This is a genomic window from Sutterella wadsworthensis 2_1_59BFAA (genome assembly GCF_000297775.1).
Taxonomy (GTDB): domain Bacteria; phylum Pseudomonadota; class Gammaproteobacteria; order Burkholderiales; family Burkholderiaceae_F; genus Sutterella; species Sutterella wadsworthensis_A.
The window spans coordinates 345,697-365,543 of record NZ_JH815515.1 but is presented as its reverse complement, the minus strand read 5'-3'; the positions used below and the strand labels follow the sequence as shown (position 1 = coordinate 365,543).

General features: G+C 61.4%; 13 protein-coding genes and 2 rRNA genes. 9 read left to right on the top strand and 6 right to left on the bottom strand.

Annotated features, from left to right (window positions below):
- The first annotated feature begins 40 nt into the window (after positions 1-40).
- Together HMPREF9465_RS05775 and rrf are read left to right on the top strand one after the other, a co-directional pair.
- Positions 41-2,924, top strand: a 23S ribosomal RNA gene (locus tag HMPREF9465_RS05775).
- A gap of 118 nt (positions 2,925-3,042) precedes the next feature.
- Positions 3,043-3,157, top strand: a 5S ribosomal RNA gene (rrf, locus tag HMPREF9465_RS05770).
- A gap of 304 nt (positions 3,158-3,461) precedes the next feature.
- Here the strand turns inward: rrf and HMPREF9465_RS05765 are convergent.
- The 3 genes from HMPREF9465_RS05765 to HMPREF9465_RS05755 form a co-directional block, all read right to left on the bottom strand.
- Positions 3,462-4,151 carry a FadR/GntR family transcriptional regulator gene (locus tag HMPREF9465_RS05765; protein ID WP_231289353.1) on the bottom strand — a complete coding sequence of 230 codons (690 nt, stop codon included), beginning with the start codon at positions 4,149-4,151 and terminating at the stop codon, positions 3,462-3,464.
- Positions 4,152-4,293: 142 nt separating this feature from the next.
- Positions 4,294-6,954, bottom strand: a complete 2,661-nt coding sequence (mutS, locus tag HMPREF9465_RS05760) for a DNA mismatch repair protein MutS (protein ID WP_005435004.1) — start codon at positions 6,952-6,954, stop codon at positions 4,294-4,296.
- 103 nt (positions 6,955-7,057) lie between these two features.
- Complete coding sequence (locus HMPREF9465_RS05755; protein ID WP_005434987.1) at positions 7,058-7,870, bottom strand: inositol monophosphatase family protein; 813 nt, start codon at positions 7,868-7,870, stop codon at positions 7,058-7,060.
- Positions 7,871-8,172: 302 nt separating this feature from the next.
- On the opposite strand from HMPREF9465_RS05755, the gene HMPREF9465_RS05750 reads away from it, so the two are divergent.
- The 3 genes from HMPREF9465_RS05750 to HMPREF9465_RS05740 all read left to right on the top strand — a co-directional run bounded on the left by HMPREF9465_RS05750 (position 8,173) and on the right by HMPREF9465_RS05740 (position 11,394).
- Positions 8,173-8,970 carry an RNA methyltransferase gene (locus tag HMPREF9465_RS05750; protein ID WP_005434985.1) on the top strand — a complete coding sequence of 266 codons (798 nt, stop codon included), beginning with the start codon at positions 8,173-8,175 and terminating at the stop codon, positions 8,968-8,970.
- Positions 8,971-9,056: 86 nt separating this feature from the next.
- Positions 9,057-9,842: a serine O-acetyltransferase gene (cysE, locus tag HMPREF9465_RS13950; RefSeq protein WP_005434983.1), complete on the top strand. Its 786-nt coding sequence runs from the start codon at positions 9,057-9,059 to the stop codon at positions 9,840-9,842.
- Positions 9,843-10,203: 361 nt separating this feature from the next.
- A complete protein-coding gene (locus HMPREF9465_RS05740) occupies positions 10,204-11,394 on the top strand; it encodes an acyltransferase family protein (protein WP_005434981.1) in 1,191 nt (396 codons plus the stop codon).
- An 83-nt stretch (positions 11,395-11,477) separates the two neighbouring features.
- Here HMPREF9465_RS05740 and HMPREF9465_RS05735 read toward each other — a convergent pair whose 3' ends face one another.
- From HMPREF9465_RS05735 to map, 3 genes are all read right to left on the bottom strand, one after another.
- On the bottom strand, positions 11,478-14,078 hold the full coding sequence (locus HMPREF9465_RS05735) for a [protein-PII] uridylyltransferase (RefSeq protein WP_005434980.1): 2,601 nt from the start codon (positions 14,076-14,078) through the stop codon (positions 11,478-11,480).
- Positions 14,059-14,889, bottom strand: a complete 831-nt coding sequence (locus HMPREF9465_RS05730) for a glycosyltransferase family 2 protein (protein WP_005434978.1) — start codon at positions 14,887-14,889, stop codon at positions 14,059-14,061. Before HMPREF9465_RS05730 ends, HMPREF9465_RS05735 begins: the two co-directional genes overlap by 20 nt.
- Before the next feature lie 92 nt (positions 14,890-14,981).
- Complete coding sequence (gene map, locus HMPREF9465_RS05725) at positions 14,982-15,806, bottom strand: type I methionyl aminopeptidase (RefSeq protein ID WP_005434976.1); 825 nt, start codon at positions 15,804-15,806, stop codon at positions 14,982-14,984.
- A gap of 380 nt (positions 15,807-16,186) precedes the next feature.
- Here map and rpsB point away from each other — a divergent pair, with 380 nt between their 5' ends.
- The 4 genes from rpsB to frr all read left to right on the top strand — a co-directional run bounded on the left by rpsB (position 16,187) and on the right by frr (position 19,805).
- Entirely contained in the window at positions 16,187-16,945 is a 759-nt protein-coding gene (gene rpsB, locus HMPREF9465_RS05720; protein WP_005434974.1) for a 30S ribosomal protein S2, read from the top strand.
- A 221-nt stretch (positions 16,946-17,166) separates the two neighbouring features.
- The gene (tsf, locus tag HMPREF9465_RS05715; protein ID WP_005434972.1) at positions 17,167-18,051 is read left to right on the top strand and encodes a translation elongation factor Ts; all 885 of its coding nucleotides are present in this window, start codon (positions 17,167-17,169) and stop codon (positions 18,049-18,051) included.
- 299 nt (positions 18,052-18,350) lie between these two features.
- A complete protein-coding gene (gene pyrH / locus HMPREF9465_RS05710; RefSeq protein WP_005434971.1) occupies positions 18,351-19,088 on the top strand; it encodes a UMP kinase in 738 nt (245 codons plus the stop codon).
- 156 nt (positions 19,089-19,244) lie between these two features.
- Positions 19,245-19,805: a ribosome recycling factor gene (frr, locus tag HMPREF9465_RS05705; protein WP_005434962.1), complete on the top strand. Its 561-nt coding sequence runs from the start codon at positions 19,245-19,247 to the stop codon at positions 19,803-19,805.
- The last annotated feature ends 42 nt before the right edge of the window (positions 19,806-19,847 follow it).

Sequence of the window (19,847 nt, the reverse complement as noted above, 5' to 3'; positions counted from 1 at the left end):
TTGCTTGTGACTTTGAGGGCAAAAGGCCTCAGGGTTATAGGATCAAGCGACTAAGTGTATGTGGTGGATGCCTTGGCGATCACAGGCGATGAAGGACGTGACAGCCTGCGAAAAGCTGTGGGGAGCTGGCAAATAAGCTTTGATCCACAGATGTCCGAATGAGGGAACTCACCTGCTTTGCAGGTATCCCATCCTGAATATATAGGGATGGGAGGCGAACGAAGCGAACTGAAACATCTAAGTAGCTTCAGGAAAAGAAATCAACCGAGATTCCGAAAGTAGTGGCGAGCGAAATCGGATCAGCCCAGCACTCGATAGCAGCCAACTTACGGGAACGGTCTGGAAAGTCCGGCCATAGAGGGTGATAGCCCCTTACTGGAAAAGGCAGCTGTGGTACTAAGTGTGCGATAAGTAGAGCGGGACACGTGACATCCTGCTCGAAGATGGGGGGACCATCCTCCAAGGCTAAATACTCGTGATCGACCGATAGCGTACCAGTACTGTGAAGGAAAGGTTAAAAGAACCCCGGGAGGGGAGTGAAATAGATCCTGAAACCGCATACATACAAACAGTAGGAGCCTCGTTAAGGGGTGACTGCGTACCTTTTGCATAATGGGTCAGCGACTTACGTTTAATGGCGAGCTTAACCGTATAGGGGAGGCGCAGCGAAAGCGAGTTCGAACAGAGCGTTCAGTCGTTAGGCGTAGACCCGAAACCAGATGATCTATCCATGGCCAGGTTGAAGGTGTGGTAACACACACTGGAGGACCGAACCGACTAGTGTTGCAAAATTAGCGGATGAGCTGTGGATAGGGGTGAAAGGCTAAACAAATCTGGAGATAGCTGGTTCTCCCCGAAAACTATTGAGGTAGTGCCTCGTGTATGACTCCAGGGGGTAGAGCACTGTTATGGCTAGGGGGACATGGCGTCTTACCAAACCATGGCAAACTCCGAATACTTGGAAGTTTGAGCACGGGAGACAGAGCACCGGGTGCTAACGTCCGGACTCAAGAGGGAAACAACCCAGACCGCCGGCTAAGGTCCCTAATATTGACTAAGTGGAAAACGAAGTGGAAAGGCTAAGACAGTCAGGAAGTTGGCTTAGAAGCAGCCATCCTTCAAAGAAAGCGTAATAGCTCACTGATCGAGTCTTTCTGCGCGGAAGATGTAACGGGGCTAAGTCAATAACCGAAGCCGCGGATTCACACTTGTGTGTGAGTGGTAGGGGAGCGTTCTGTAAGCCTGCGAAGGTGACTCGTAAGGGTTGCTGGAGGTATCAGAAGTGCGAATGCTGACATGAGTAACGTTAAAGCGGGTGAAAAGCCCGCTCGCCGTAAGCCCAAGGTTTCCTGCTCTACGTTCATCGGAGCAGGGTGAGTCGGCCCCTAAGGTGAGGCTGAGAAGCGTAACTGATGGGAACAAGGTTAATATTCCTTGACCACCGCTGAATGCGAAGGGGGGGACGGAGTATTGAAGATCATCCGGGTGTTGGATATCCCGGTTTGCGAGCGTAGGAGGCTGACAGGCAAATCCGTCAGCGAATCTCCGAGGCGAAGCATCGAGCTCTCTTTTGAGCGAAGTGATTGGATGTGCTTCCAGGAAAAGCCTCTAAGCTCCAGTTCAGCGGGACCGTACCGCAAACCGACACTGGTGGGCGAGCTGAATATGCTCAGGCGCTTGAGAGAACTCAGGAGAAGGAACTCGGCAAATTGACACCGTAACTTCGGGATAAGGTGTGCCTTTGTAGCGTGGAGGGAGAAACACCCCGAGCGCGAAGAGGTCTCAGATAATCGGTGGCTGCGACTGTTTATTAAAAACACAGCACTCTGCAAAGACGAAAGTCGACGTATAGGGTGTGATGCCTGCCCGGTGCTGGAAGATTAATTGATGGGGTGCAAGCTCCTGATCGAAGTCCCAGTAAACGGCGGCCGTAACTATAACGGTCCTAAGGTAGCGAAATTCCTTGTCGGGCAAGTTCCGACCTGCACGAATGGCATAACGATGGCCACACTGTCTCCTCCTGAGACTCAGTGAAGTTGAAGTGTTTGTGATGATGCAATCTCCCCGCGGCTAGACGGAAAGACCCCATGAACCTTTACTGTAGCTTTGCATTGGACTTTGAACCGATCTGTGTAGGATAGGCGGGAGCCTGTGAAACCACAACGCCAGTTGTGGCGGAGGCGTCCTTGAAATACCGCCCTGATTTGTTTGAGGTTCTAACCTGGGACAGTCATCCTGTCCGGGGACCGTGCATGGTAGGCAGTTTGACTGGGGCGGTCTCCTCCTAAAGGGTAACGGAGGAGTGCGAAGGTACGCTAGGTACGGTCGGAAATCGTGCTGATAGTGCAATGGCAAAAGCGTGCTTGACTGCGAGACCCACAAGTCGAGCAGATACGAAAGTAGGTCATAGTGATCCGGTGGCTCTGTATGGAAGGGCCATCGCTCAACGGATAAAAGGTACTCTGGGGATAACAGGCTGATACCGCCCAAGAGTTCATATCGACGGCGGTGTTTGGCACCTCGATGTCGGCTCATCTCATCCTGGGGCTGTAGCCGGTCCCAAGGGTATGGCTGTTCGCCATTTAAAGAGGTACGTGAGCTGGGTTTAAAACGTCGTGAGACAGTTTTGTCCCTATCTGCCGTGGGCGCTGGAAGATTGACGGGGGCTGCTCCTAGTACGAGAGGACCGGAGTGGACTCACCTCTGGTGTACCGGTTGTCACGCCAGTGGCATCGCCGGGTAGCTATGTGGGGAAGAGATAACCGCTGAAAGCATCTAAGCGGGAAACTTGCCTGAAGATAAGTCTTCCTGGAGGCTAGACCTCCCTAAAGAGTCGTTCGAGACCAGGACGTTGATAGGATGGGTGTGTAAGTGCTGTGAGGCACTCAGCTAACCATTACTAATTGCTCGTGAAGCTTGATCCTATAACCGTGAAGCTTTTTTGACTGAATGTCGTCAAGAGAATTTCTGAGTCGATGAATCACAGCTCAGCTTTGTTTCTGACCAAGTGAAGAATTCGCTGCTTGCGCAGCAAAGCCTTTGCCTGATGACCATAGAGAGGTGGTCCCACTCCTTCCCATTCCGAACAGGACAGTGAAACACCTTATCGCCGATGATAGTTGGTTGTATTTCCAGTGAAAGTAGGACATCGTCAGGCTCACCATTCCAAGAACCCCGGTTTCGAAAGAGACTGGGGTTTTTGCTTTTCTGCGCCTGCTTGTCTTCTGTCCTGCGACATCCGTGACTGCGGCTCAGGAACGGCTTGCTGGCGCTGTCTGCAGGGTGCTCATGGACGTCTTCGGCGCGGGCGCAACGTTCTGGGTGCTCGTCCGGGACCGTCATCTGAGGCTCTTCAGAGCGCAACTGCGTGCGACTGCAGGGTTTCGTGCGTACCAAGGATGAAAAGAAGGGCGGTCTTCTTTCGGAAGACCGCCCCGTCTGGAAGCTTTGCGTCAGGATGCTCAGCGCGTGCCCTGAAGGAGTTCGACCTGTTCGCCGAGCTGATGGCTCAGGAGCGCCTTGGCTTCATCCTCCCTGCCAGCCTTGATGGCCGTGAGCAGAAGGCGTTCATTCTTCGCGATGTCGAGGAAGAACTGGGGATCGTTCTGCGGGAGGTTCTCGGTCGTCTTCTCGAAGTACGTTACGAGTGCGGCGGAGAAGACTTGAAGCACGCGGTTGCCGCAGGCTTCAAGAAGGAGAAGGTGGAACTCGCGGTCCCAGCGGTCGGCTTCGGCGGAATTGCCGGCGTTTGCTTCGATGCGGCTGATCGCGTCCTCAAGGCGGCCGAGCAGGGCGGGCGTCATGCGGCGGATTGCGAGCGGGATGATGTTCACCTCAATGAGCTGACGGGCCTCGATGAACTCGCGGATGTCGAAGTTCGCGATGTCCATCTGAACCTGAATCTGGGCGGAGAGGTTCTTGGGACCGAGCGCATTGACGGTCATGCCACGCTTGGGCGCACGGTCGACGACGCCCATCTGGGAGAGAACGCTCAGTGCCTTGCGCACCTTGTAGCGCGTCACGTTGAAGCGAGTGGCCAGTTCGGTCTCCGTATCAATGCGTTCGCCGGCCTTGGCCTGGCGAAGAATGTGGTGATGAATGTCGCGAAAGAGCGCCTCTTCATCCATGGAAAGCTGATCCTGTTTCGACACAATGACTCCCGGGAGATCCGAAACGTGAAAATTCTGTTAATTTTAGAGGTTTTTTGAGGGTTTGCAAATGCGGGCGCACAATCCTGCCGCCGGTCGCAGGTTCCGGTTCGTCCCGAGCCTGCTGAAAACTTTCTGTTCTGCGTCAGATGCCCTTGGCGGCCTTCACGGCCTCCTCGCGGATTTCGTAGAGCTTCGCCAGAGCCTCTCTCGGCGTCAGACTGTCGACGTCAAGACCCGCAACCGCCTCCGCAAACTCGCGAAGCGCGGGATCGGGCTCGGCAGGGGCCTCGAGAACGGCGGCGGACGAGGTCTGTCCCTCGAAGAAGAGGCCGTCGCCGAAGAGGTCGGCCTGAGGCGAGTCGATGGCGGCCTCGCGGTTCTCGAGCTTCGTGAGCATGGCGCGCGCACGGCGAACGACGGGTGCGGGCACGCCCGCGAGCTGGGCCACCGCAATGCCGTAGCTGCGGCTCGCAGGACCTTCCTCGATCTCATGCAGGAAGACGATCTTCGAGCGGGTCTGAGCGGCGGAGACATGCACGTTGGCGGCCTCCTTGAGGTTGACGGCAAGCTGCGTGAGCTCGAAGTAGTGGGTCGCGAAGAGCGTGAGCGAGCGGGTCGTCTCGACGAGTTCCTGAGCGATCGCGCCTGCAAGCGACAGGCCGTCGAACGTGGCCGTGCCTCGGCCGATTTCGTCCATCAGCACGAGCGAGCGGTCGGTTGCCTGATGAAGGATTGCGGCAGCCTCCGTCATTTCGACCATGAAGGTCGAGCGTCCGCGGGCAAGATCGTCGGATGCGCCGATGCGGGTGTGAATGCGGTCGACGGGACCGATCGTGACCGATTCTGCAGGCACGAACGAGCCCGCCCACGCCAGAAGCGTGATGAGCGCCACGGCGCGCATGTAGGTTGACTTGCCGCCCATGTTGGGGCCCGTGATGATGAGGCAGCGGCGGCCGTCTCCGAGGCGGCAGTCGCTCGGCACGTAGGACTCGATCGTCGTCTCGACGACGGGGTGGCGGCCCTTGATGATCTCGATGCCGGGACGGGCGGTAAGCGTCGGGCGAACCCAGTGGTGCTCGACCGCGTGGCGCGCGAGCGTGCCCACGACGTCGAGCTGGGCGAGCGCACGAGCTGCGGCCATCAGAGCGGGCACGTGGCTGGCAAGCGAGGCGACGAGGCCGTCATAGAGCTCCTTCTCAAGCGCGGCGGAGCGCTCCTTCGAGGAGAGTGCTTGATCCTCGTAGTTCTTGAGCTCGGGCGTGATGAAGCGCTCGGTGTTCTTGAGCGTCTGGCGGCGGTGGTATTCGACGGGGACGGACGCGGCCTGTCCCTTGGAGACCTCGATGTAGAAGCCGTGGACGCGGTTGTACTCGACGCGAAGGCTCGTGAGCCCCGTCTTTTCGCGCTCGCGCTTTTCAAGGTCGAGGAGGAACTGGCCTGTGTTGTCGCGCATCTGGCGCAGGAGCCCCAGCTCCTCGTTGAAGTCGGAGCGAATGACGTCGCCCTCGCGCAGAAGCGTGGCGGGCTCGGGAAGGAGCGCGGCCTCGAGGTTCGAGAAGATTTCGGCGGGCAGGGAAAGCGTCTTCGCCGTCAGGCCGAACCAGACCTCCTCGCGGGCGGCGATTTCGGCATTGAGCTCGCCCACGAGCGGAAGCGCGTCGCGAAGCGCCGCCAGTTCCTTCGGACGCACCGTTCCAAGTGCGATGCGGCTTGCGATGCGCTCGATGTCGGGCAGCCCCTGAAGCCTTCTCTCGACGAAGCTCGAGAAGTCCTGATCCTCTGCGAGCGCCTCGAGGGCGTCATGGCGTCCGCGGGCCTCGTCGGCCTTTGTAAGCGGAAGATTGAGCCAGCGGCGAAGCTCGCGACTGCCCATCGACGTGCCGCAGCGGTCGAGTACGGAGAAGAGCGTGGGGCCTCGGCCCTCGCTTCGGATCGTGTCCGAGATCTCAAGGTTGCGGCGGCTTGCGGGGTCGATGATGATGTATTCGGATTCGTCCGTGAGCTTCAGCGGGCTGATGAACGGAATCATGTCGACCTGAGTCTCGGCCGTGTAGTCGAGAAGCGCATTGGCGGCTGCGAGCACGCCCGTCTTGCCTGTCACGCCCCAGGCGTCGAGATTGTCGAGGCCGAACGTCTTCTTGAGGGCTTCTTCGCCGTGCTCGGCATCGAAGTGCCAGGCGGGCATCGGCGTCACGGTGAGTTCGGGATGCGTCTCCCTCATGGCATCGCGGAGCTTTTCGGAAACGAGGACCTCGGAGGGCGAAATGCGCGCCACTTCGGAGTCGAACTGCTCGTCCGTCACCTCGGTCGCGAAGAAGTCGCCGTTCGAGAGCGTGAGCCAGGCAAAGCCCCAGACGGCGTTCTTGCCTGCGGGGCGGGAGACGGAGAGGAGCACCGCGTCGTCCTTTTCAGGAAGAAGCGAGGTGTCCGTAAGAGTGCCCGGCGTGATGATGCGCGAGATGCGGCGTTCCATCAGGCCCTTGCCCGGCGTGCCGAGCTGCTCGGCGATCACGACGGACTCGCCGAGTCTCACGAGGCGGGCGACGTACTGGTCGAGCGAGACCATCGGAATGCCGGCCATCGGGATCGGATCGCCGTTCTTGAGCTTCCCGCGCTTCGTGAGCGTGATGCCGATCAGGCGGTTGGCCTTGGCGGCGTCGTCGAAGAACGTCTCGTAGAAGTCACCCATGCGAAACAGAACGAGCGTCTCGGGGTACCGGCGCTTCACCTCGATGAACTGACGCATCGCAGGCGTGAAGTCGTTGAGGTCAAGGTCTTCGTCGTGAATGAAAGTCTCGGTCATGGGATCTTCAGGGAAAGGAGGGCGCGGATGCGGGCTCCGGTGATGAAAAAGGGCCGGACGACGAATTGGTCCGGCCCGTCAGACTGCTGGTGCAGCCGAGGTATTAGGCCTTCTGGGCTTCGCCGGCGGCGGGCAGCTTGCCCACGAGCGGCAGGAGCTGGGCGAAGATGCGCGGCGTGCCGGCGCAGACGCGGCCCTGCTCGAGCCAGTCTTCGCCGCCCGAAAGGTCGGTGATGAGGCCGCCCGCTTCGAGAACCATCAGGCCGCCGGCGGCGATGTCCCACTTGCTGAGGCCGGATTCCCAGAAGCCGTCGTAGCGGCCGGCGGCAACCCAGGCGAGGTCAAGCGCGGCGGAGCCCGGACGGCGGATGCCGGCGGTGCGTTCGGCAACGCGCATGAAGCTCATCATGTAGCCCTTGAAGTCGTCCGAGCGGCGGAACGGGAAGCCCGTGCCGATGACGGCGCGGTTCATGTCCTTGCGGTCGGAGACGCGGATGCGGCGGTTGTCGAGGAAGGCGCCTTCGCCCTTGGCGGCCGTGAAGAGCTCGTTCTTCGCCACGTCGTAGATCACGCCGGCGACCACTTCGCCGCGGTAGGCGAGGGCGATCGAGACGGCGTACTGCGGAATGCCGTGCATGAAGTTGAGCGTGCCGTCGATCGGATCAACGATCCAGAGGTAGTCGCTCTTGGCGGCGCCGATGCGGCCGGCTTCTTCCGTCAGAATGGCGTGATCGGGATAGGCGTGCTGCAGGCAGTCGACGATGGCGGCTTCGGCGGCGCGGTCGGCGGCGGTCACGAAATCGTTGACGGACTTGTTTTCAACTTCGAGGGTGTCGAGGCTCGTGGCGGCGCGGGTGATTTCCGAGGCGGCGCGACGGGCGGCCTTGACGGCGACGGCGATATAAGGCGATTTCATACGATGAGAAACAGTGTGGGATGTAAAACGTTTCGGCGCACGACCGGGGAGCAGAGGGCTCGACCCTTGTCGACGCAAACAATCATTTTAGCCGATCAAAGGGACTGCTGAGCAAAAATGCGGGCTTGAATTGAGGTCTTCGGCGAGGTGCGCCTTCCGCCGTCTCCCTCTGCCGCACGGGCGCCGCGGCCGAATTTAGGTAGAATGAGCGGATTCCCTGCGGCGGACGCTCCCTGCGGTTCGCCCTCCCATTCTGCGCCACGTCTTCATCTTGTGCCGCAGCCGCTTTCGGATACATCGACATGGACATTCCCCAGCTCGCCTCCCGCATGCGCTTTGTGCTCTGCGAGCCTGCACATCCCGGCAACATCGGCTCCGCCGCCCGCGCCATCAAGACGATGGGCTTTCGAGACCTTCGCGTCGTCGCACCTCGCGAGCCAGGCTACCGCACGCATGAAGAGGCGGTTGCCTATGCGACGAGCTCCGTCGACGTGCTCGAGGCCTCCCGCATGCACGACACGCTCGCCGAAGCGCTCGAGGGGGTGACCTTCGCTTGGGCGCTCACGGGCTACGACCGAGAGTTCGGGCCTCCTATGAGCCCCCTGCGCCCCGCCGCCGAGCGCTCCGTCGCCTGGCTCGACGAAGTGGAGGGCGACATCGCCTTCGTCTTCGGCACCGAGCGAAGCGGCATGACGAACGAGGAGGTCATGCTCTGTCAGGGCTGCGCCGCCATCGCTGCCGATCCCGCGAGTCCGAGCCTCAACCTCGCTCAGGCCGTCCAGATCACGGCCTACGAGATGCACATGGCGCTCATGGCGGCCGAGGGACATGAGGGCGAGCTCTACGACTGGCAGTCCCGCTTCGAGCACGAGCAGCCCGCAAGCGTCGAGGCCGTCGAGGGGTTCTTCCGCCACTGGGAGGAGGCCATGACCGCCTGCGGCGTGCACGATCCCGCCAATCCCAAGTTCCTGATGCCGATTACGCGAAGGCTCTTCGGACGCAGCGGCCTCACACAGACCGAGATTGATCTCCTGCGCGGCATCTGTGCGGCGATCATCCGTCCCAAGCGCGAGCGCAAGGGGTCGAAGACGGGCGCCTGAGAGCATCCGTCCTGCGAGTCCCCTCGCTTTCTGCCACAATAGAATCTTCGGCCCGCGCGGCGGGCCTCACCTACAGAGACACATCCATGCTTCAGTACGCACGCGAACTCATCGCGACCATCATGCAGAAGGACCCCGCGGCTCATTCCCGCTGGGAGGTCGTCCTCGCCTATCCGGGCTTTCACGCCGTGATGATCCATCGTCTGTCGCACTGGTGCTGGACGCAGGACTGGAAGACGGTTGCGCGTATCGTCTCGCACGCGGGTCGCTTTCTGACCGGCATTGAAATCCACCCCGGCGCCAGAATCGGCCGTCGCGTCTTCATCGACCACGGCATGGGCGTCGTCATCGGCGAAACGGCCGAGGTGGGCGACGACTGCACGCTCTATCACGGCGTGACGCTCGGAGGTACGAGCCTTGCCGAAGGTACGAAGCGCCATCCCACGCTCGAACCCAACGTCATCGTCGGCGCAGGCGCCAAGGTGCTCGGTGCCTTCACCGTGGGCGAGGGCGCCCGCATCGGCTCCAATGCCGTCGTCGTCAAGCCCGTCGCCGCCGGCGCAACCATCGTGGGCGTGCCCGGCCGTCAGGCGGGCGAACACAAGCCCGACGAGGCGAAGCGCTTCGAGGCCTACGCCGTTGAAAAGAGCGACGACCCGTACTCCGTCGCCATTAAGGAGCTGGTGCGCGTGACGCACGAGCAGAACGCCGTCATCGAGAAGCTGAGCGAGCAGATTCGAGAGCTCGGGGGCGAAGGCGTCGAGGATATCCCGAAGGTGAACGCGGGGAACATCGGCGTCTCCACGCGCCGTGCCCGTCACCACAGGCAGAAGAAAAAGGCTGTCGAGACGCCGCAGGATCCTCAGTCCTGACGTTGCAAAGGCGCCTTTCGCTGCAGGGGAGAAGGTTCTCGGAGCCTCCTCCCTTTTTTTCGTCCGCCTTTTCGTATCCTTTCCTCTTCGCCTGCGGGACAGTGAGTTCGAGGAAGGTGTCGTAAATAAATGTTTGGAGGTTGTTGCCAAACGCAAAGTCCGATGCAGTGTCAAAAAGGGGAACCGTGACGCGGCGTGCCGCCGACATAATGGGGCATCGGACGAAGGCTGCGGTGAGCGGATGTCCCTTCCTGACGCCGGTCCTCCGACGTCCTCTTGCCGGAATCGTCGTCCGTCCGACCGGAGCCATGCTCCGGCCCGTCAACGCCCGGCTTCGTGCCGGACTTACCGGATACGCGACATGCAAAGGCTCACTCATCTCTACGAGCGATCGGTCTTCGGCGGCGCGGAGCTTGCCAGAAACGACTCCGCCGTCCTCAAGGCACTGGCCATCCTCCTCATCGCCGCGCACAACTTCTTCCATCAGGTCAAGCCCTTCCCGGGCGAAAACGAGATGGCCTTCGGCGAGGCGACCTTCCGAAACACGGTCGAGCAGATCGCCGCCAATCCCCTTGACGCCTTCCACCCGCTCGTCTCCTTTTTCGGGCACTACGGCGTGCATGTCTTCATTCTTCTTTCCGGCTACGGTCTCATGAAGAAGGCGCTCGGCATCGCCTCGAGGCAGGGCGGCATTTCGACGGCCGATCTCTTCCGCATGGCGGGCAACCAGATTGCCAAGATCGTGCTTCTCACGGTCGTGGGCGTCTCTGTCCTCATCCTCTACAAGCTGATGGCCTACGGCGGCCTTCCCGACGCGGAGTTCTTCAGGAAGTACCTCGTCTTCCTCACCTTCACCGAAAATCTCCGCCCGGGCGATTTCGGCTACTTCGTGACCGTCTGGTGGTTCATGGCGCTCATCGTGCAGTGTTATCTGCTCTTCCCGTTCGTCTACAGGCTTGCCACGGGCAGCGCCTGGGGCGCTGCGGGCGTCGCGCTCCTTTCGATGACGGGCGCCTACGCCTTCTACCAGCCGCTTCTGGACGCAGGCGTCCTCGTCTATGCAACGCCTCTGGGCCAGCTGCCGCTCTTCCTTCTCGGCGCATGGCTTGCCGCAGGCCGCCGCATTCCCGCGACCGTCGTCTTCGGGCTTGCCGCCGTGCTGCCGCTCACTTTCGTCGATCCCGAGTTCTTCCACCTGAGCTTCCTCTCGGTCGTGACGGTTGCCTTCCTTCTTTACGGCATCTTCCGGGAGAAGCTCTCGGCCTCGAGGTTCCTCGTCTGGACGGGCGGCCTCTCGATGTTCATCTACATCGTTCACGGCGATCTGCGATGGCTCATCATTCCGATCGTCAACGAGACGCAGAACGTCTGGTTCGCCTATGTCGCCTTCTTCGGCTTCATGACGGAAGTCTTCCTCTTCGCGCTCCTCGCACGCTGGATTTCGGAAAAGACACGCCTCTTCTGTCTTGTGCCCTTCAGAATGAAGGGTGGACGTCAGATTCAGGAAGCGCCCTCCGCACTTCCTGTCCGTCCCGCCTTGCAGGGAGATTGAGTCTCTCCTCAGGCAGCAAAGGCAAAGCCGCCCGGCAGCGTGTGACTGCGGGCGGCTTTTTCATGGCGCGAGTGCTTCTTCTTTTATTTCGGCGGTGCCACTGCCTCAACGAGCTTCGCTTCTACCTCAAGGAGCGTCTCATCGTCTGAGAGCACGGGGCCGTCGATGAGGAAGACGTCCTCGGCTCTCTCGCCGAGCGTGGCGATGCGGGCCGTCTGCAGGTTGATGCGGTATTGGGCCAGCACCTCGGAGATGCTGTAGAGCAGGCCTGGCCTGTCCGTGCAGATGATGTTGAGAATCCAGGCCCTGCCGCTTTCGTCGGGCAGCGTCGTCACGACCGTGCGGGTCGGGAAGTGGCGGGAGCGTCTGGAGAGCTTGCCCTTCGGGGCGGGCGGAAGAGGGCCGTCGCCCGTGAGGAGCTTCATCATCTCCCGGGTGATCTTTCTGGAGAGCGCCTCCTCGTCCTCCCGCTCGTAGCGGTCGGTGACGAGGAAGGTGTCCAGCGCCCAGCCGTGGCGGGTCGTGTGCACGCGCGCATCGACGACCGAAAGGCTGCACTTGCCGATCGCCGCTACGGCTCTCAGGAAGAGGTCCTTGCGGTCGGGAAGGTAGAGAAGGATTAGGATGCCGCCCATGCGATCGCTTCTTCTGACTTCGACTACGGGTTCTGTCGTGTGCATGCGCTCGGCGAGCGATGCAGTGTGCCAGGCGATTTCCTCGGGCGTGTGGCGCATGAAGTAGACGACGTTGAGCTCGCGCCAGAAGGCCTCTCGGACCTGATCAGGAACCGTGTCGTCGAGAATTTTGAGCGCTCGGGTCTTGCGTTCGGCCTGCGTGTGTTCGGTCGAAACGGCCGTGTCCTCGCCCTGCAGCATGGCGAGGGTCGAGTGATAGAGCGTTTCGAGAAGTTGGGCCTTCCAGGGCGACCAGACCTTGGGGCTCGTCGCACGGATGTCGGCGACGGTGAGAAGGTAAAGGGCGTCGAGCCGCGTCTTGGTCTTGACGACGTCCGCGAATCTGCGCACGACCTCGGGGTCGGAGATGTCGCGCTTCTGGGCCGTAAGACTCATCGTGAGGTGCTCCCTCACGAGGAAGGCGATGAAGTCTGTCGTTGAATCGTCGAGCCCGAAGGCGCGGCAGAAGGCCGTGACCTTTTCGGCGCCGATGATCTCATGGTGGCCGCCGAGTCCCTTTCCGATGTCATGGTAGAGGCCCGCGAGCGCCAGACGCCAGTTGTCGGGAATCTCGCCCATGATCTGGGAGCAAAGAGGATATTCGTGCCCGAATTCACTTCGCGCGAAGCGGCGGATGTTGCGCACCGTCCTGAGCGTGTGCTGGTCGACCGTGAAGATGTGGTAGAGGTCGTGCTGCATCTGCCCCACGATGTGCCTGAAGGGCGGCAGGAAGCGTCCGAGCACGCCCCACATGTTCATGAGCTTGAGCGAATGATAGGTTCCCTTGGGCATCCTGAGGATGTCGAGGAAGGTCGCCTGATTGATCGGATCGTGCCGGAAGGCGTCGTCGATCGTCGGGGCGGCGTGCCAGAGTGCGCGCAGCAGGCGCGTCGAGAGGCGAGTGAGCTCGGGATGCGAATGGTAGACGTAGAAGAGCCTCAGCATCGCGTTGGGATCGGTCCTGAAGACGTCGTCTCCGGCGATGTCCATCTCGTCTCCGCGAGCGACGAACGCGGTCTCAAGCCTGACGGCGGGCACGTTGTCGTAGCTGCCGAACAGACGGTCAGCAATTGCCTGAAGCTGAATGACAGACATCTGCACGACGGCCTTGGCGTTGAGGTAGTAGCGCTTCATCAATGCCTCGGAGGGCCTCAGCTGTGCCGTGGCGCTGTAGCCGAGTGCGCTCGCAAGCGCCTCCTGCACGTCGAAGAGCAGACGGTTTTCCGGGCGGTGCGTGAGCAGATGCAGTGTGATGCGAAGCGACTCGAGATGGCGCTCGCAGGCGACGAGCGTATGCATCTCGCGCTCGGTGATGAGGCCTGCGGAGGCCATGTCGGAGACGGACTGTGCAATGCCTGCGGCCTGGGCGCACCAGAGAAAGACCTGCAGGTCGCGAAGGCCACCGGGGCTCTCCTTGATGTTGGGCTCGAGCGAATAGGGCGTGTCCTCGAACTTCTGATGGCGTCGGGCAAGTTCAAGCATCTTGTCGCGGAAGAAGCACCTGGGGTCAAGCGTCTGAGCGAAGTGCATTCTCGCCTGGGCGTAGAGTCTGCCGTTGCCCCAGAGGCAGCGGCTTTCGAGATACGTGGTCGCGATTGAAACGTCCTCGGCGGCCTCGGAGAGAAATTCAGAGGTGCTGCGCACCGATGCGCCGACCGTGAGGCCGAGCTCCCAGAGTCTGGTCGTGAAGGCGGCGATGGCCGTCTGACAGACCTCGTCCTCCTTGACGGACTCGTCCGTGAGGACGAGAAGGTCGATGTCGGAATAGGGGTAGAGTTCGCCGCGTCCGTAGCCGCCCACGGCCGCCACCGCAATGCGGTCGGCGGGCAGGCCGCTCTCGGCGAGCATGGCGAGAACCGCCGTGTCGAGCACGCTCGTGTGGGCTCTTAGATAGGCCTCGCTGTCGTGCTTGGCCTCCCAATCGCGAGCGAGCCGCTCGCGTTCGCGGTCGAAGACCTCGCGGATGGTGGGAGCGAGTGCGCCTGCGGCGTCAGGTTCGGGAGCGGTCATCGGATGGACTCCTGGACGGATGTGCTTGAGGGTGCTCGGAGCCGAGTCCCGGGGCGGGCGACCAGCCCGTGGAACGGGAGATCAGCACGGCGGGGAGCCTCGTGAGCATGATGATGAAGAGCTTGGCGCTCATGCCTGCGATGCGGAGCGTGTCGCGCACGGGCTGGTAATGGGAGACGCCGTCGGCGGGCGGTCTGGGATCGACGGGAAGTTCGCGCAGGCGAAGTCCCATCCACATGAGGCGCACGAGTGACTCGAATTCGAATTCGGCGCGCCTGCCGAGTCCGATGCAGGCGGAGAGCTGCGAGACGGCGGCGAGCGGGTAGACGCGCAGGCGGCACATGACGTCCTTGGGAGCAAGGCTGAGTGCGGCCAAACATGCACCTGCGTCGGCCATGCGGCGTGCGAGACGTGCGCGGGCGGGATAGGCGCTCGACGTGCGGGCATAGCCGCAGACGAGGTCGTTGGGATGCTTGCGGGAGAGTTCGAGAAAGCTGCCGACGGCGGCGGGATCATGCCTGCCGCCTGCGTCGAAGACGAGCGCGTGCGTGAAGCCCGCCTGCCTTGCGGCCTTGAAGCCCGTGAGGATGGAGGCGCCCCTGCCGCCCGTCGACTGACGGCGGACGAGGCCGGCGCCCATGGCCCTGCATCGTTCGCAGGCTTCCTGCGCGGGCGGGTCGGAGGCGTCGTCGACGAGAAGGACGGGAGTGCCCGTGGAGAGCAGGCGTCTGACGACGTCCTCCACCGTGGCGGGATGGTTGTAGACCGGGATCACGATGACCGGCCTGTATGCGGCGGGTTCTGCGGGCATGCGGAAACTCCCACGGGGGCGGGGCTCCTGCGCGGACTGGGCCGTTCAGGATGCGGTGCAGGCCGTCGGAGACGGCCTGCGGAGGTTCAGGCTCAGAGGCCCTCGGGCTTCTTCCAGCCCTTGACGAAGTCGGGCGGCTCGGGTGTGCCCGCGGAGCACGTCAGGATGTCGTAGCCCGTTTCGGTGACGAGGACCATGTGCTCCCACTGTGCGGAGAGCGAGCGGTCGCGCGTGACGACGGTCCAGCCGTCGCCGAGCATCGTGACGCCGTAGCGGCCGGCGTTCACCATGGGTTCGATCGTGAAGACCATGCCTGGGACGAACTTCGGCGTCGGGTGGTTGATCGGGAAGTGGTGGACGTGGGGTTCCTCGTGGAAGCCGCGGCCGATGCCGTGGCCGCCGTAGTCGCGCACGACGGAGATGCCGTTCTTGTCGGCAAAGGCCTGACAGGCGACGCCGATGTCGTTGAACATGCCGCCAGGACGCACGGCCTCGATGCCCGCCCACATCGTCTTGAAGGCGAGGTCGCAGAGGCGCTTGCCCGCGATGGTCGGCTTGCCGACGACGAACATGCGGGACGTGTCGCCGTGGAAGCCGTCCTTGATGCTCGTGACGTCGATGTTGACGATGTCGCCGTGCTTGAGCTTCTTTTCACCCGGAATGCCGTGGCAGACCACGTGGTTGATCGAGATGCAGGTGGTGGCGGGATACGGCGTCATGCCTTCGGGCTGGTAGCCGAGGCAGGCGGGGATGCACTTCTGGACGTTGACCGTGTAGTCGTAGGCGAGCTTGTCGAGTTCGCCCGTGGTGATGCCCGGCTTGACGAAGGGCGTCAGGTAGTCGAGAAGTTCGGAGGCGAGGCGGCCGGCGATGCGCAGGCCCGCAATCTCCTCCGGCGTTTTGATGTGGATGGCCATGATGTGCGGAATTTGTTGCTGTTTAATAGTGTTGCATGACCGCAGGCGGCCCCTGCTGTCGGGGCGGCGGGCGGTCCTTATCGGCGATAGTACACCAATTCGACGGGGGCAACTGCAGGCGGACGCCCCGAGGGCGGACGGGAGGCGCGTGATGGACCGAAGAAAATTGCTCGCGACGCTTGCAACGCCGTTCAGCCCTCACGTATAATCGTGCGCTTTCAGATCCGGAGCCTCGTGCCCCGGAGTTTTTCATCCTGCCCGGTGAACCTTGGTCGGTCCCGGGTGAAATCAGCGCACGTTCTGTTCCGAGGTGCTGTGCAGGCTTGTCCTGCGCTCAACTTATCAGGACGTGTCAGACTCTAAACCTTGGAGAATTAATCATGGTCAGCATGCGTGAAATGCTTGAAGCTGGTTGCCATTTCGGTCACCAGACCCGTTTCTGGAACCCGAAGATGGGTCAGTACATCTTTGGCGCCCGCAACAAGATTCACATCATCAACCTCGAAAAGACGGTTGCCAAGTTCGAAGAAGCCTGCAAGTTCGCCCGCCAGCTCTCCGCTCAGGGCGGCAAGATCCTCTTCGTCGACGCCAAGCGCGGCGGTCGCGAAATCATCGCCGCCGAAGCCCAGCGTTGCGGCAGCTGCTGGGTTGACCAGCGCTGGCTCGGCGGTACGCTCACCAACTTCAAGACGGTGCGCGGCACGATCAAGCGTCTCAAGGACATGGAACAGCAGCTCGAAGACGGCTCTGCTGCCAACCTGACGAAGAAGGAAGCCCTCGACTTCCAGCGCAACGTTGAAAAGCTCAACAAGTCCATCGGCGGCATCAAGGAAATGTCCGCTCTTCCGGACGCTCTCTTCATCGTTGACGTTGGCTACCACAAGATCGCCATCCAGGAAGCCAACAAGCTTGGCATCCCGGTCATCGGCATCGTCGACACGAACCACTCTCCGGATGGCGTTGACTACGTTGTTCCGGGCAATGACGACTCCTCCAAGGCTGTCGCCATCTACGCCCGCGGCATCGCTGACGCCGTTCTGGCCGGCCGTGCCGACAGCCAGACGGAAATCGTTGAAGCCGCCGCTGACGAAGAATTCGTCGAAGTGGCTGCTGAAGCCGAAGAACAGCCCGCTGCCTAATTTCGGTTGAAGCGGATTCCCTGCACCGGCGGTCGACATACATTACAATGTCGACCGTTCGCAGAGAACCGCGACTCTGTCCTTAAGCTGGAGCCTCTGGCAGGCCGAATTACTTCTGCCCCTCAGGTCTCCGGCTGAAGAAAGGGGGCGACATCATGTCACCCCCTTTTTTCGTGATTCTGAATTCTAAAATTTTCTACTGATACTCTAGGAGAGTGAACATGGCTGCTATTACCGCCGCGATGGTCAAGGAACTGCGCGTCAAGACGGACGCCCCGATGATGGAATGCAAGAAGGCCCTCACGGAAGCCGACGGCGACATGGCCAAGGCTGAGGAAATCCTTCGCGTCAAGCTCGGCAACAAGGCCACGAAGGCCGCCGCCCGCATCGCTGCCGAAGGCGTCGTCGCTGTCTACCTTTCCGACGATCGCAAGCTCGGCGCCATCCTCGAAGTCAACTCCGAAACGGACTTCGTTGCCAAGAACCCGGAATTCCTGCAGATGGCTGCTGACGCCGTCCGCGCCGTCGCCGAACAGAACCCGGCCGACATCGAAGCTCTCGCCGCCTGCAAGATCGGCGACGCCACGCTCGAAGAAGTCCGCAAGGGCCTCGTCGGCAAGATCGGTGAAAACATGACGTTCCGTCGCTTCACGCGCGTTGAAGCCAAGGGCGAGCTCAACTCCTACATCCACGGCTCCAAGATCGGCGTCATCGTCGACGTGATCGGCGGCAATGCCGAACTCTCCCACGACGTGGCCATGCACATCGCCGCCGCCAAGCCGAAGGCTCTCGACGAGACCGGCGTTGACCAGGCCCAGATCGAAGCCGAACGCCGCATCGCCATCGAAAAGGCCCGCGAAGCCGGCAAGCCGGAAGCCATGCTCGAACGCATCGCCGAAGGTACGGTCAAGAAGTTCCTCAAGGAAGTCACGCTCGTCAACCAGCCGTTCGTCAAGGACGACAAGAAGTCCGTCGGCGAACTCGTGAAGGCTGCCGGCGCTCAGATCGGCGGCTACACGCTCTTCGTCGTCGGTGAAGGCATCGAAAAGCGCGTTGACGACTTCGCCGCTGAAGTCGCCGCCCAGGTTGCCGCCGCCAAGGCCTAATCTGACGCGTGCACGAATCGGCCCCTGCGGCTGATTCAGCCTCAAGTGAAAACGGGATGCCCTGTTGCGGGACATCCCGTTTTTTTATGGCGGTCAGGCAAGCACAAACCGTGCCGAAACGGCTCGTGTGCAGTGTCTCGCAGGCTTTGTCTGAGTCTCGTCAGGGCCTCTGAAAATATTGTTTGCGTAAAAATCGGGCTAGCTTATAATTAGGTAATTTTGCCTACGGGGCGTACTTTTCGGCGCCCTGCAGGCATGGTTGACAGCACAAATTACAGTTTGACTTTCGGAGTGACGACATGGATCAGACGGCGGAAACGGCGGCCAAGCCCGCCTACAAGCGCATTCTTCTCAAGCTTTCCGGCGAGGCCCTGATGGGCGAAGACAGCTTCGGCATCAATCGTACGGTTCTTGCCCGCATGGTTGAGGAAATCAAGAGCGTCGTCGAGCTCGGCGTTCAGGTCGGCATCGTCGTGGGCGGCGGCAACATCTTCCGCGGCGTCGCGCTCGGCGCCACCGGCATGGACCGCGCCACGGGCGACTACATGGGCATGCTCGCCACGGTCATGAACGCCATGGCTCTCCAGGACGCCTGCCGCAACAACGGCGTCGAGGCCCGCGTTCAGTCCGCCCTCAACATCGAGCAGGTCGCCGAGCCGTACATCCGCGGCAAGGCCCTCCGTCATCTGCGTCTCGGCCGCGTGGTGATCTTCGCCGCCGGCACGGGCAACCCCTTCATGACGACCGACACGACGGCCGCCCTGCGCGGTGCCGAAATCGGCGCCGAGATCGTGATCAAGGCCACGAAGGTCGACGGCATCTACACGGCCGACCCGAAGAAGGATCCGACCGCCACGATGTTCGACGAAATCACCTTCGACGACGCGCTCCGCTCCAACCTCAAGGTGATGGACGCCACCGCCTTCGCGCTCTGCCGCGAACAGGGCCTGCCGATCAAGGTCTTCAACATCAACAAGAAGGGCGCCCTGCGCCGCGTCATTCTCGGCGAACAGGAAGGCACGCTCGTGCATTCCTGATATTTGGCTAAAATATCAGTATGACGTGAGCCTGCAGACCTGACGGCCCGCAGGCTCTTCAATTGATTCAATCCCCTAGCGTCGTCCGCCTATGTCGGGCGCCGCGTTTCTGCCCGTCCGCGAGGGACCGTGCGGAAATCCAATCAGGAGCTAAAAATGACTGTTGCTGACATCATCAGCCAGACCCAGCACAAGATGGGACGCACCATCGAAACGCTTCGCGAAGACTTCACGAAGATCCGTACGGGCCGTGCCTCCACGGGTCTTCTCGAACACATCATGGTCGACTACTACGGCTGCCCGACCCCGCTCACGCAGGTCGCCCAGCTCGGCGTCGGCGACGCCCGTACGCTCACGGTCCAGCCGTGGGAGAAGAACATGGTCGCCGTCGTTGAAAAGGCCATCCGCAACTCCGACCTCGGCCTCAACCCCGCCACGAGCGGCATGGTGATCCGCGTTCCGCTGCCCCCGCTCACCGAAGAGCGCCGCCGCGAACTCACGAAGGTCGTCAAGGGCATGGGCGAAGACGCCAAGGTTGCCGTCCGCAACCTCCGCCGCGACGCCAACACCCACGTTGACCGTCTCTGCAAGGACAAGGAAATCAGCGAGGACGACCAGCGCCGCGCCGAAACCGAAATCCAGAAGATCACCGACCGCTTCATCGGCGAAGTCGACAAGGTCGTTGCCGAGAAGGACAAGGAAATCATGACGGTCTAACCGTCCGCTCGAGTCAGTTCGAACAAGTGCGATTGACGAAAA

Excerpts from the sequence above, each read along its gene's own strand:
- mutS (WP_005435004.1), bottom strand. The coding sequence starts at position 6,954 with ATGACCGAGACTTTCATTCACGACGAAGACCTTGACCTCAACGACTTC.
- HMPREF9465_RS05755 (WP_005434987.1), bottom strand. The coding sequence starts at position 7,870 with ATGAAATCGCCTTATATCGCCGTCGCCGTCAAGGCCGCCCGTCGCGCC.
- HMPREF9465_RS05750 (WP_005434985.1), top strand. The coding sequence starts at position 8,173 with ATGGACATTCCCCAGCTCGCCTCCCGCATGCGCTTTGTGCTCTGCGAG.
- cysE (WP_005434983.1), top strand. The coding sequence starts at position 9,057 with ATGCTTCAGTACGCACGCGAACTCATCGCGACCATCATGCAGAAGGAC.
- HMPREF9465_RS05740 (WP_005434981.1), top strand. The coding sequence starts at position 10,204 with ATGCAAAGGCTCACTCATCTCTACGAGCGATCGGTCTTCGGCGGCGCG.
- HMPREF9465_RS05735 (WP_005434980.1), bottom strand. The coding sequence starts at position 14,078 with ATGACCGCTCCCGAACCTGACGCCGCAGGCGCACTCGCTCCCACCATC.
- HMPREF9465_RS05730 (WP_005434978.1), bottom strand. The coding sequence starts at position 14,889 with ATGCCCGCAGAACCCGCCGCATACAGGCCGGTCATCGTGATCCCGGTC.
- map (WP_005434976.1), bottom strand. The coding sequence starts at position 15,806 with ATGGCCATCCACATCAAAACGCCGGAGGAGATTGCGGGCCTGCGCATC.
- rpsB (WP_005434974.1), top strand. The coding sequence starts at position 16,187 with ATGGTCAGCATGCGTGAAATGCTTGAAGCTGGTTGCCATTTCGGTCAC.
- tsf (WP_005434972.1), top strand. The coding sequence starts at position 17,167 with ATGGCTGCTATTACCGCCGCGATGGTCAAGGAACTGCGCGTCAAGACG.
- pyrH (WP_005434971.1), top strand. The coding sequence starts at position 18,351 with ATGGATCAGACGGCGGAAACGGCGGCCAAGCCCGCCTACAAGCGCATT.
- frr (WP_005434962.1), top strand. The coding sequence starts at position 19,245 with ATGACTGTTGCTGACATCATCAGCCAGACCCAGCACAAGATGGGACGC.